Source organism: Sphingobacterium sp. UBA6645, assembly GCF_002455685.1.
Taxonomy (GTDB): Bacteria; Bacteroidota; Bacteroidia; order Sphingobacteriales; family Sphingobacteriaceae; genus Sphingobacterium; species Sphingobacterium hotanense.
Genome location: NZ_DKLH01000045.1, coordinates 243,976 through 255,775 on the forward strand (window position 1 = coordinate 243,976; position 11,800 = coordinate 255,775).

The 11,800-nt window shown below is 40.2% G+C and carries 11 protein-coding genes; 5 read left to right on the plus strand and 6 right to left on the minus strand.

Features of this window, described 5'->3' with window-relative positions:
• Window positions 1-20 precede the first annotated feature (20 nt).
• Window positions 21-977 (minus strand): UDP-glucuronic acid decarboxylase family protein, encoded by a 957-nt coding sequence (locus B2400_RS08360; protein ID WP_293932558.1) that lies wholly within the window; start codon window positions 975-977, stop codon window positions 21-23.
• Between the two features lie 59 nt (window positions 978-1,036).
• Here B2400_RS08360 and B2400_RS08365 point away from each other — a divergent pair, with 59 nt between their 5' ends.
• The gene (locus B2400_RS08365) at window positions 1,037-2,293 is read left to right on the plus strand and encodes a 3-deoxy-D-manno-octulosonic acid transferase (protein WP_293932560.1); all 1,257 of its coding nucleotides are present in this window, start codon (window positions 1,037-1,039) and stop codon (window positions 2,291-2,293) included.
• Between the two features lie 174 nt (window positions 2,294-2,467).
• On the opposite strand, the gene B2400_RS08370 is transcribed toward B2400_RS08365, so the two are convergent.
• Window positions 2,468-3,916 (minus strand): glyceraldehyde-3-phosphate dehydrogenase, encoded by a 1,449-nt coding sequence (locus B2400_RS08370; protein ID WP_293932562.1) that lies wholly within the window; start codon window positions 3,914-3,916, stop codon window positions 2,468-2,470.
• Window positions 3,917-4,081: 165 nt separating this feature from the next.
• Entirely contained in the window at window positions 4,082-5,209 is a 1,128-nt protein-coding gene (gene hemW, locus B2400_RS08375; RefSeq protein WP_293932564.1) for a radical SAM family heme chaperone HemW, read from the minus strand.
• A gap of 368 nt (window positions 5,210-5,577) precedes the next feature.
• Here hemW and B2400_RS08380 point away from each other — a divergent pair, with 368 nt between their 5' ends.
• The 3 genes from B2400_RS08380 to B2400_RS08390 all read left to right on the plus strand — a co-directional run bounded on the left by B2400_RS08380 (window position 5,578) and on the right by B2400_RS08390 (window position 7,875).
• Window positions 5,578-6,702 carry a Fic family protein gene (locus tag B2400_RS08380; protein WP_293932566.1) on the plus strand — a complete coding sequence of 375 codons (1,125 nt, stop codon included), beginning with the start codon at window positions 5,578-5,580 and terminating at the stop codon, window positions 6,700-6,702.
• 658 nt (window positions 6,703-7,360) lie between these two features.
• The gene (locus tag B2400_RS08385) at window positions 7,361-7,582 is read left to right on the plus strand and encodes a hypothetical protein (protein WP_293932568.1); all 222 of its coding nucleotides are present in this window, start codon (window positions 7,361-7,363) and stop codon (window positions 7,580-7,582) included.
• Window positions 7,583-7,716: 134 nt separating this feature from the next.
• Window positions 7,717-7,875, plus strand: a complete 159-nt coding sequence (locus B2400_RS08390; RefSeq protein WP_293932569.1) for a hypothetical protein — start codon at window positions 7,717-7,719, stop codon at window positions 7,873-7,875.
• Window positions 7,876-8,446: 571 nt separating this feature from the next.
• On the opposite strand, the gene B2400_RS08395 is transcribed toward B2400_RS08390, so the two are convergent.
• Window positions 8,447-9,955, minus strand: coding sequence for an FAD-dependent oxidoreductase (locus B2400_RS08395; protein WP_293932571.1), 1,509 nt, complete (start codon window positions 9,953-9,955; stop codon window positions 8,447-8,449).
• A 137-nt stretch (window positions 9,956-10,092) separates the two neighbouring features.
• Between B2400_RS08395 and B2400_RS08400 the strand changes: the two genes are divergently transcribed.
• The gene (locus B2400_RS08400; protein ID WP_293932573.1) at window positions 10,093-10,662 is read left to right on the plus strand and encodes an OmpA family protein; all 570 of its coding nucleotides are present in this window, start codon (window positions 10,093-10,095) and stop codon (window positions 10,660-10,662) included.
• A gap of 51 nt (window positions 10,663-10,713) precedes the next feature.
• Here B2400_RS08400 and B2400_RS08405 read toward each other — a convergent pair whose 3' ends face one another.
• Both B2400_RS08405 and B2400_RS08410 read right to left on the minus strand, forming a co-directional pair.
• Window positions 10,714-11,181 carry an RES family NAD+ phosphorylase gene (locus B2400_RS08405; RefSeq protein ID WP_293932575.1) on the minus strand — a complete coding sequence of 156 codons (468 nt, stop codon included), beginning with the start codon at window positions 11,179-11,181 and terminating at the stop codon, window positions 10,714-10,716.
• Complete coding sequence (locus B2400_RS08410) at window positions 11,181-11,660, minus strand: antitoxin Xre/MbcA/ParS toxin-binding domain-containing protein (protein WP_286650145.1); 480 nt, start codon at window positions 11,658-11,660, stop codon at window positions 11,181-11,183. Before B2400_RS08410 ends, B2400_RS08405 begins: the two co-directional genes overlap by 1 nt.
• Between the last annotated feature and the right edge of the window lie 140 nt (window positions 11,661-11,800).

Here is an 11,800-nt window from a genome sequence, read left to right on the forward strand (position 1 = left end):
TATAATGTGCTAAGTTTATACTATTGCTCGTTAAATAATGTCTTGTAATAGGCTATTGTTTTCTCTAGACCTTCGCCTCGACCAACCTTGGGTTCCCAGTTTAGCAGGTCCTTGGCTTTCCGAATATCGGGTCTCCTTTGTTTTGGATCGTCGATTGGCAGCTCTTCAAAAACAATCTTGGAAGAACTATGCGTGAGTTCGATAATCTCCTTTGCCATATCTAGCAGCGTCATTTCATCGGGATTTCCAATGTTGACGGGTAGGGGGTAATCGCTAAAGAGTAGCTTGCAGATGCCTTCGGTTTGGTCTGTAACATAACAGAAGGAGCGAGTTTGCATACCGGTGCCAAAGACGGTCAAATCTTTGTTCTGAAGGGCTTGAGAGATAAATGTGGGCAGTGCTCTGCCGTCGTGTAGGCGCATCCGAGGCCCAAAAGTGTTAAAAATGCGCGCTATCCTTGTTTCTAAGGAATGCGCATTGTGATAGGCCATCGTCATGGCCTCTTGGAAACGTTTGGCTTCATCGTAAACACCCCGAGGGCCTACGGGGTTTACATTACCCCAATATTCTTCTGATTGTGGTGAAATCAAAGGGTCCCCATACACTTCCGAGGTAGAGGCGACTAATATGCGCGCTTTTTTGCTCTTGGCCAGTCCGAGTAAGTTGTGCGTGCCTAATGATCCGACCTTTAACGTCTGAATGGGTATTTTAAGGTAATCGATTGGACTAGCAGGCGATGCGAAATGTAAAATATAGTGCAGTTCGCCCGGCACGTGAACGAATTTGCTAACGTCGTGATGATAAAATTCGAAGTTAGGGAGGTGGAATAGGTGTTCGATATTTTTAATATCTCCGGTAATTAGATTATCCATCCCGATGACCTGAAATTCCTCTTTAATAAAGCGGTCACAGAGGTGCGAACCTAAGAATCCTGCTGCACCCGTAATTAATATTCGTTTGGGCTTCTCCCTTTGCACAATAGTGAATTTGAAAAGGTTTAATATCTTTGACGAAGATAAACATTACTTTTAACATTATGCGTTTACTTTACGATCTGGGCATATTTCTGTACGGCACATTACTTCGGCTGATTGCTCCTTTTCATGCAAAAGCGAGGCTATGGGTTGGGGGTCGTAAGGGGCTATTGAAGCAGATCAGTCAAACGGTTGATTCAAATCAAAAACACATCTGGTTTCACTTCGCTTCCCTAGGCGAATTTGAACAGGGGCGCTCCGTCATGGAGCAGATTAAGCAGCGCTATCCTGAAGAGAAAATAATTGTAACTTTTTTCTCGCCCTCGGGCTATGAGATCCGTAAAAACACGGCTTTGGCGGATTATGTATTCTATTTACCGGAGGATACCGCGGCAAATGCGCGCAAGTTTTTAGACACTATCAATCCGAAGTTGGCGATTTTCACGAAATACGAATATTGGTATCATTACTTTGATGCGCTTGAGAAACGGGGGATTCGATTGTTGATGATTTCAGCGATCTTCCGTGAAGAGCAGTTGTTCTTTAAGCGTCATGGTGGCTTTTACCGTAGGATACTGAAGAAAGTTTCCTTTTTCTTTACCCAGAATATGGAAAGCGTGCATATGCTGAAGTGGATTGGGATTACCAAAGCAGGGTTGGCCGGCGACACGCGTTTTGATCGGGTCGTGGAGCTACCAAAGACGCATAAAGCAATTGAACAGGCCAAAGAATTTGTCGGCGATAAGCGCGTATTGGTTGGCGGAAGTACTTGGCCAGCGGATGAGGAGCTGATCAAGGACTTGTTGTCGAGGTATCCGGATTGGAAAGCGCTTATTGCTCCCCATGAAATTCATGATGAGCATATTGCACAGCTAATAAAACTCTTCCCGTCGGCCCTACGTTTCTCGAAATTCGGCACTTATGCCGCTGAAGAAATTGCTCGAGAACAGGTGTTGATCATTGATAATATCGGGATGTTGTCTTCGCTTTATTATTATGGGGATATCGCTTATATAGGTGGTGGTTTTGGCGCAGGAATTCATAACACGCTAGAAGGGGCGACCTATGGCATGCCGGTTATTTTTGGTCCTAAATACGAGAAGTTTAAGGAAGCCATGGACCTGGTTGAATTGGGAGCTGGTTTCCCGATCTGCAGCAAGGAAGAATTGGAGCACATATTTGCTACATTACAAGACCCTGAGAAGCTGAAATTGGCGGGTGAATCAGCGAAGAAATATGTGCATACGCGTTCAGGGGCTACGCAGATTATTATGAAATATTTGGAAACCGAGAAACTGATAGGTGAAAACGGATCTTAAAAGCATGGATAAAGTTAAAGCTGCGCTAGCTGCCGAACCAAATTTTATCCATGCTATTTTGTATAGCTGTCCGTAGTTAATTAAATTTTCATATCAAATTTCTCGCCGTTCTCTTGAGTCAGAAGACTTGCTCTATGCCTAGACAATGCACTTTTGCGACCGTACAAGAGAATCTTAATAATAAGTATATCTTCTAACGCCTGCTATATGTCTTGCTAGGCGCATTACTTGGTGCGTATAGCCGTATTCATTATCATACCAAACGTAGATTACGACGTTTTTGCCGTCTGCTGATACGATGGTTGCTGGCGCATCAACTACGGATGCGGCAGTGGTGCCGACGATATCAGATGATACGAGCTCAGCGTTGTTGGCGTATTGAATTTGTTCTACTAGATTGCCTTCTAAGGCTGCTTTTTTCAATAGACCGTTTATCTCCTCTACCGTAGTGATGGACTTTAACTCTAGATTTAAGATGGCTAGGGAGCCATTAGGAACAGGAACACGGATAGCATTTGATGTTAGTTTTCCGGCTAGAACCGGTAATACTTTCGCAACGGCGCTTCCAGCGCCAGTTTCTGTGATAACCATATTTAATGCCGCTGCACGTCCTCGTCTAGACTTTTTGTGGAAGTTGTCGACTAGGTTCTGGTCGTTGGTATACGAGTGGATGGTTTCGATATGGCCTTTTACAATTCCGATACGTTTCTCTAGTACTGCCAGAACCGGTGAAATTGCATTGGTGGTACACGAAGCAGCAGAGAATATATTATCCTTTTTATTATCTGCATCATATTCATTTACGCCGTAAACGATATTTGGAACGCCTTTGCCTGGAGCTGTCAATAAGACTTGCGTAGCGCCATTAGAAGTTAAATGGCGACTAAGTTCTTGTTGATCTCTAAAAGCACCCGTATTGTCGATGACAAGGGCGTTATTGATATCGTATTGTGTATAATCAATATCTTCAGGATTTTTCGAAGAGATGATATAAACAGGTACGCCATTAATGATCAATGCACCTTTTTCTACATCAATATCTACCTGGCCTTCAAAGTCTCCGTGGATAGAATCTTGGCGTAATAAGCTAGCTCTTTTTTCTAGTGTTTTTTCATCCAACTGATCTCTGGTGACAATGGCCCGTAAACGTAATTGACGACCGGCAGCAGCTTTGCTGATCAATTCTCTCGCCAACAAGCGGCCAATTCTACCAAATCCATAAAGAACAACGTCTCTTGGTTCGAAGGTTTGGTGCTGATGTGCAGGAGCTAGTTCCTTGGAAAGGAAAGCCTCTAAATCTTCGAGTTGAACATGCTGCTTGCGCACCTCTAATGCTAATTTACCAATATCAATACGAGAAGGCGTTAGCTCTAAGCTTTGTATAATCTCAGCAATCTGAAGAGTTTCCTCTATACTGATTTCTTTCTCTGCCAACTCTTTTGTCTTTTGATGTAAATTAAGAATGAAACTTACGCGACGATCAATCAGTTGATTGCGGAATAAGACCAGCTCAATAGATTGATTGAACCATAGGTCGCTTACTACTTGAATAAGCTTTACGCAAGCGTTCTGCTTGACTTTGTAACTTTTGATTTGGTTCTCAAAAGTAGAAGATTGTACCATATCGATTATAATAGATTATTTTGGCGCAAAAATATGAATTATAATGCTGGTAATCAGAGGGGTTTTTAAAAATTAGTGAATTGCTAATAAATGCTAGTTAATGGATTTTATTTGCTAATGATTTCATGTTATTGTTAACATAAAGCAAAATATTAAACTCTGGAATTAAGAAACTATAAATAAATCGGAAGCTATTTGATCTGCAATTAGCTTTCCTGAGGCGGTTAAAACGAGATATTGCTCGTCTTTCAGCAGTAAATCTTCCTGTTTCAGATAGATGTCGGCTTCTTTTTTAAGGTAGGAGAGGTAGTCGCTATCAAAGTTGTTTTTGAGGTATTCGAAATCCACTCCCCATTTTGTGCGGAGGGAGGTCATGACGTATTCATTGAATCGATCGTCTAGGCTTAGCTTTTCGGTTTCTAATGCCAATTCGTTTTGGAAAAGCTGTTTGGTGTACAATGCATTATTGGCGATATTCCATGAGCGCGATACGCCATTGAAGGAATGCGCAGATGGGCCAATGCCGAGATAGTGTTTTCCCTTCCAATAATTGCTGTTATGAATGGCATGTTTGCCGGGCTTCGCGAAATTCGATATTTCATACTGCTCGTAGCCGTTATCTGTTAAGTGGGAAATCAGCATAAGCATCTGCTCTGCACTCTGCGCTTCGTTGATAGGCGCCGTTTTTCCTTTCTTTATCAAATGGTCAAGTGCAGTTTTCTTTTCCACGGTCATCGCATATGAGGAGATATGCGGTATCTGAAAATCAATGAGCTGCTGCATGTTGGCTTTCCACTTCTGATCGGTCAATAGCGGGTATCCATAGATCAAATCGCAGGTGATGTTTTCGAAGCCTGCGTCCTGAACGCGCATGATCGCAGATTTCGCCTCTTCAGCATTGTGTGCTCTATTCATCCATCGCAAATCTTCCTCATAAAAGGATTGGATGCCAATGGAAAAGCGGTTGACGTCGGTTTGCCTTAAGGCATTGACTTTGTTTTTATCCAGGTCGTCAGGATTTGCTTCCAAGGTGATTTCCGCATCGGGTGCTATTTCGTAATGCTCGGCAACTTTTCCAATCAGGCGTTCGATCTCGTCGGCTGTTAGTGTGGAAGGGGTGCCTCCGCCGAAGTAAATGGAGTTGATGGTTTTGTTTTCGAGGTAGTTGGAACGTATGCTCAATTCCTTATGCATAGCCTGCAGCATTTCGTCTTTGTATTGCATGGAAGTACTAAAGTGGAAATCGCAGTAGTAACAAGCTTGCTTGCAAAAAGGAATATGGAAGTAGATCATGGGTGCCCGCTCAGTTTGTTAAGAAGCAAATGTACGGTTATTTAGCAGACAGACTTAATTTTAATTTATTAAACTCAGTTTGTTAGGTAATCAAAAAAACACATAAATTGATTGACAAACCTATTTGTTATAAATTTATACACATCAAACTCGTTAGGTAGTCAAAAAACTTAAAAAATGATTAACAAATCTATTTAATATAAATTTATGTACATCAAACATTTTAGATAATCAAAAAATAACAAAATTGATTAACAAACCTGTTTAGCATAAATTTATGCACATCAAACCTATTAGATAATCAAAATTAACCAAAAATGATTGACAATTGATTTTGATTTGTATATTTGATATTAATAATTGTACAAATGAAGCCTATTAATTTCGACGAATCAGTTTCATATCATTATGATAAGTTTCCACCACAAAAAATTGATTTAAATATTTTTATTAATGAATTGTTAGGAGCGACAGCAGCATTAGCAAGATATGATCAAGTTTTAAAGAATATGCATAATAGCGAGATTTTGTTAGCGCCATTGAGAAATCAAGAAGCCGTAATTTCTTCTCGTATGGAAGGTACAGTGAGTACAATGGATGAGATTTTAAAATACCAAGCTGACGAAATTAACGATCCAAATAGTATTAATTCTTATAGAGGAGATGTATTGGAAACGTTATTATATCAGAGATCATTAATTAATGCACAAAAGGCATTGGAAGATGGTTATAAGATATCATCAAGCACTATAAAAAAAATTCACCAACAATTATTGTCTTTTGGTAGAGGTGCAAATAAATCTCCTGGACAATTTAAGTCAGAGCAGAATTATTTAGCTGATAAGGGAAAGCAGAAGATACTATTTACACCTGTTTCTCCAGAAAGATTAGAAGAAGGGTTGGAAAAGTTGTTTGACTATCTAAATAATTCCAATGATTTACCATTGATTAAAACAGCATTAATGCACTTGGAATTCGAGGCTCTTCATCCTTTCAAGGATGGTAATGGCAGAATCGGACGAATGCTAATTACGTTGTTTTTATGGTCTAATGGACTCATTTCTGCTCCTCATTTTTATATAAGTGAGTATTTTGAGGAAAATAAAGATGAATACATTGACACCATGAGATCAGTTTCGTTAAAAGGGAATTGGGAAGATTGGTGTAAATTCTTTTTTAAAGGAATAGAAGAGCAAGCAAATAGAAATCTTGAAATAGCAGAATCAATATCTGAGTTGTATGAAAATATGAAAACTGTTTTTTCAAATTTGCTATCTTCGAAATATTGTATAATAGCTTTAGATTATATATTCACTAACCCAATATTTAGAAATAATAATTTTACATCAAAAAGTGGTATTCCTCCTGCAACGGCACAGCGTTTTACTAGAACTTTAGCTGAAAACAATCTTATAGAAATAATGGAAGAAGCATCAGGTCGAAGACCAGCTTTATATTCATTTGAACCACTAATGAAACTTGTTCGCGTTTAATTTGCAATGGAAATGTCAAAAAATATAGAACATTCTATGTTTTCTTTAAGTTAATTTTAAAACACAACTAACTGATATTTAACACAATTATACATGCTGGGTGGCCACTCAGTATGTTAATAGGGAAAGGTAAAATTTGTAAATGGTTATTCCGAAAATCATTAATCTACCCTGTTCTCAATTTTATCCTTAAAAATCCGTGAATCATTTCAAAACCTTCGTGTCGGATCCGTGAATAGTACTGGGGCACCAAGTCCAAGTAACAGGAAACCAATAGCCGAGGTTTTATTGAGATGACCTGCCGTCCAGCAGTACAAGGTGAACAGGTAAAGATTATCTATCCAACAATAAAAGCTAACGAGCAAAATGCTAAAACGTATTCTGTAGCGGCTTCAATATGAACAATATCTTCTACATCGTCACTCGGCTCTAATACCTGTCAGCATAAGGTTTCCTCGATAGCATCAAACGATAGTGATAAATATTTAAATGTTTTATACGCATGATTAATAGGGAAATCTCCATTTCTGCGTAGCAACCAAAAAGGAGAGAAAGCAGATCGAAACATTTCGCCGATTTACGTTGTTAAATCATAAGCGGAATTGAATTAACCGATTTTGCATCCATTAATTCCGTGAAATCATAAAAGATAGAAACTATGGCTGCTGCTAATGAACTAACTGAAAACGAATTAAAAGCTTTAATTCATAAACTGGGACTTCCTAAGATTGTGATAGATATCTATGACGAGAATGTTTCTGATGATGTATTCGAGGAGGAAATAGGTGACTACTATTCAAAACCGCTAAGCATTCTAGATTTAGCTGCGGAGGAGCAGATGACCTATCGTGCGGATCGGTTTAAGCCCATACAGAGCTAAGAAATTATGATATCATCGCGTATGATACGGAGCAGAAGGGGTTTATTGTCTACGGATTAGAAGAGGATATCGAAGATCCAATCATCTTAAATTGGGATGGCGTATTTCTATATGAAGTAGTTTTCTGGTATGAATTGGAATTAGACGTGGACAGCATCATGCATCTTGCCGATTTGTTTAATCTTAAATATGCGGAAGAAATTGTCGAAAGCCTCTATGAAGAAGAAGACAATGATGAGGTGTCGACCTTCGAGGATCAAAATGTGTGGATGGCAAATATGATCAATAGTTAAATGCGAGTACAATAAAATATCGGTATGCTGGTTTAGTTACGCGGAAACGGTATGTTTCGACTTAACTCAACCAGCATTTTCTTTCTTCTTAAACCAATCACTCCTTGAACAAAATTGGAAAACGTTTCCAGTTTCCCGACTCATGTTATTCCCCACCTCTAATTCTCTAGCATCTGACCGCTAGATTTTTAATGTCCTGTTAGTTTCTTGTTTATAAGGATAGTTTTGCCATATTTGATTGTCTTGTGTAGACAAGCTATAGAAAGAACTTAAGCTTTTCATAATGACCTTAGTAAGTGAATATGCTGATGCACAATTGTTTGCCGCTTTCAAATCGAGAGTGCGATTAATTATACCCTGGATCTTCGCTTTCTGCTTCCTATCCATGTCAAGCTGCGCTCGTATAGCCAATAACGAAGAAACCAAACCAATCTCCTATCTCCAGTTGCAGACGGTTTCGTTATTGAGGAAGCAGTCTCACCGGAACTGATATCCTTCCCCCATGTTTGCAAGCTTTGATGACCAGGACGCTTAGCCAGCACTAAAGTTCGCGCTGCAGTTTTACCTTTCGCTATTCTAAGCGCTCCAGTCCTTGGGTTGAAGGACCATTTAGCATTTTGCCATTCACGTTAAACCGAGAGCCGTGACAGGGGCAATCCCAAGATAATTCTGCGTTATTCCATCGTACTTCACACTTGGCGTGTGGACATGTGCTTTTTAAAACATGCCGTTGGCCATTGCTTTCCGAATAAACAGCGTAAGCCTGTCCTCCGTATCGAACAACTTTCGCCTTTCCAGGTTCTATATCCAATAGCGAATTGATTCTCTCCATATTAATCTTATCGCCGATCATATCCTTCAGCACAGTAGCATTTTCCTTCAAGAAACTCTTGAAGCCGGCAGTCGGTTTAAATCGCTTCGGATCGAAAAGTTTAGCAAAACGATTAGGGCGTTGCAAAATCAAATCGGTAAGGATGGTCGAAGACAAGGTTCCAAACGTCATCCCGTTGCCTCTGAAACCTGTGGCCACGAAAAGACGACCCTGGCTCGATGGTAAAACGCCAATCGAGGGGAGTCCATCTGCAGGCTCGAAGTACTGACTCGACCACGCGTACTGAATTTGATTAATATCGAAGTAGTTTCGACAGTGATTCTCCAAGCGCGCAAAGCATGCACCCTCATCTTCGCTATGTCCTGTTTTGTGGTCCTCTCCTCCCGCAATAATCATTTTCTTTCCCTGGATAATATGAGTCCTATAATAATGATAGGGATTGCAAAGGTCATAGCCTAAGGTGTTCGGATAGTCTTCACTGTTTAGAGTAAAGGCAATTGCATAGCTGCGATATGGTGCAGTGGTAAAGTGTAAAAGGTTAACTCCAGGGGGAGTATGGGTTGCAAACACAGCATGTCCACCGCGAACGGTCCCCTGACTCGTATGAATGAGAACTTCCTGGTCGCTCTCGTCATGGGATTCGTAAATACAGTTATCAATAATGGTACCTCCGGCATTTGTAAAAGCCTCGGCTAAGGCTTTGATATATTTAAGTGGATGAAATTGTGCTTGTCGAGGAATCAACAATGCCTTTTGGAACCCCATGGGGTATTCGATACTATCTGTATATGCCATCTGATAACCAACCTTTTGAGCGCCTTCGAAGATTTTGTCTAATTCCTCAACCTGTTCCTCACTTGTTGCAAACAGCACTGCATCTTTATGCTCAAAATCACAGTCAATGGTATTCTTCATGACGTTCGACGTAAAAATTTGCATAGCTTCTTTTCCCGCCTCAGCAAGTAGCCGTGCATTCTCTAACCCAAACTTGTTTATTGTTTCCTCAAAAGTCGTGTCGAAAAAGTCATTTAGGTGAGCCGTGGTGCCCCCGGTAGTACCAAAACCAATATTACTGGCTTCCAAAATGACGCATTTTAACCCTTGATTTTGAAGCCGGTAAGCCGTTGAAATACCTGTTATTCCAGCGCCGACGATTACCACGTCGTATCTGTGGCCACTTGCTAAGAATCCTTCATACTTTTTTACTTCCGATTGCCATAAACTTTTGCGTGCTCCGTCTCTAAACATGTCAATATATTATTCGTAAATACCTATTGTATAGCAGATGAACACTTCAAAGGAAATTTGGTTGTACTACCCAAAAATTTTTTATAACAGTTTTAGTCTTAACATGTTGAGTGTTAGACTGACACGTTTGTCAAAAGATGCATGCTTATAATTCCACGGGAACCAACGAGAAGAGTCATGCTGATAAGACGTCGAGTAGTACAGAAAATTCAACTGATGCATTAGCCTCTAAAGTCGACACATTGACGGCGACCAGAGAAGAAGTCACTACCTCAAATGCACCACTCGAAAGCACAGGCAGTAGTTTGACAGCCAATCAAAGTAATTTAAATATTGATATACCGTTATCTGCAGATCAACTTTTCGATTTTGATAATGCAACGCTCAAACCAGAAGCAGATGCAGAACTAACGAAATTGGCGGACCAGATAAAGAAGAGTGGAAATGAGAAAGTGCAGATCACAGGTCACACCGATTCGAAAGGCAACGACGCTTACAACGAAAAACTTTCTCTAGATAGAGCTAATGCAGTAAAGGATTGGCTTAAAAATAATGGTATCGAAAATGATATTATAGCCCTCGGAAGAGGAGAGAAGGATCCTATTGCGGAAAACACCCTAGCGAACGGACAAGACAACGCTGAGGGGAGAGCTAAGAATCGTCGTGTCGATGTAAAGTATCTCGGCACACAAAGTATTAGTAAATAAATATTTCTATTCCGGGAATATGAATGTGATAATCATTTCCCGGAATAGAAATTATCTTTTATCTTCTTTCAGCCGGCTGTCTACCTCCAGATCGATAAATTCTACGATCTCAACCTTGCCAAACTCTTTGTAAAGTGGATTTAGAATATAATTATGCTCCATCGGAACGATTGTCGATGGAACCTTCAATGCAAAGAAATCTCTATTTGTTGCCAGCTTCGTAAAAACTCCGGCAGTCTTGGACGAATACGGATATTGATTCCAACGCGCCGGCAACTCCGATAGTTCTTCAACGATAAAATCATCAGGGAATTCGATCTTCGCTACTAATATTTGTTTGGGGAGTAATGCGATGTTCTCCGAATGCACATAGTATTCCAATAAGGCTAACGAAATATTCTCTGAGCAGTAGACTGCCCGCGTTCCGACCTGATTCCAACGACCTCCAACTTTCTCAGCACCAATACCACTCAATGTAGATTCTTTGAACTTTAAATTGGCAACCCGAAAAACAACCATTAGCTATATACGTTGTGTTGAATCCTGATGATCTCATTCTCGACCAACTCAAAACCAAAACTGCTATCTAATAAGTCGAATGGCTTTTTGCCGCCCAAGGCTTTAGATGGCGTCCAGAGCCATTCTCTGAACAAATCAGGGCTGTCAAAGACTTGATAACCCAGGCCAAAAAGCCTGGAAATCTCGTAAATACGCTCCGAAGTCTCTTTATCATAGCGAGGTTTCTTCTGCATACTGCTGATTGAGCTTGGTAATACATGCTCAAATTCTTTCTCGTTCTCGCCGATGCTGTTGATCAATTCTTTCCACTCTAATTTGGTGACGCCGATACGGATGCGGTCAATCAGTTCTAGCTTATATCCGGGCGCATCATTGACGTGTTGCACCACCCATGATGGTGAAAATTGGGTTTGTTCTAACCTGGAGCGGCTAACAACTTTCGCTCCTCTACTGACTGGAAATGTTGTTTTTGCTTTCATGATTGTAATTTTACTCCTTTCTACACGTAAATGTACAATTTTTCTCTCGGTTTTTTATACCTTCCCCCAAAATTTTAGTCCTTTTCCTCCCTTATTCTTGGTTTTTACGATTTATACATTTAGCTTAGTATCAATTAACC

What these genes read in the sequence shown, in the direction of transcription:
- B2400_RS08365 (WP_293932560.1), top strand. Translation starts at nt 1,037, where the DNA reads ATGCGTTTACTTTACGATCTGGGCATATTTCTGTACGGCACATTACTT.
- B2400_RS08370 (WP_293932562.1), bottom strand. Translation starts at nt 3,916, where the DNA reads ATGGTACAATCTTCTACTTTTGAGAACCAAATCAAAAGTTACAAAGTC.
- B2400_RS08380 (WP_293932566.1), top strand. Translation starts at nt 5,578, where the DNA reads ATGAAGCCTATTAATTTCGACGAATCAGTTTCATATCATTATGATAAG.
- B2400_RS08385 (WP_293932568.1), top strand. Translation starts at nt 7,361, where the DNA reads ATGGCTGCTGCTAATGAACTAACTGAAAACGAATTAAAAGCTTTAATT.
- B2400_RS08400 (WP_293932573.1), top strand. Translation starts at nt 10,093, where the DNA reads ATGCATGCTTATAATTCCACGGGAACCAACGAGAAGAGTCATGCTGAT.
- hemW (WP_293932564.1), bottom strand. Translation starts at nt 5,209, where the DNA reads ATGATCTACTTCCATATTCCTTTTTGCAAGCAAGCTTGTTACTACTGC.
- B2400_RS08395 (WP_293932571.1), bottom strand. Translation starts at nt 9,955, where the DNA reads ATGTTTAGAGACGGAGCACGCAAAAGTTTATGGCAATCGGAAGTAAAA.
- B2400_RS08410 (WP_286650145.1), bottom strand. Translation starts at nt 11,660, where the DNA reads ATGAAAGCAAAAACAACATTTCCAGTCAGTAGAGGAGCGAAAGTTGTT.
- B2400_RS08405 (WP_293932575.1), bottom strand. Translation starts at nt 11,181, where the DNA reads ATGGTTGTTTTTCGGGTTGCCAATTTAAAGTTCAAAGAATCTACATTG.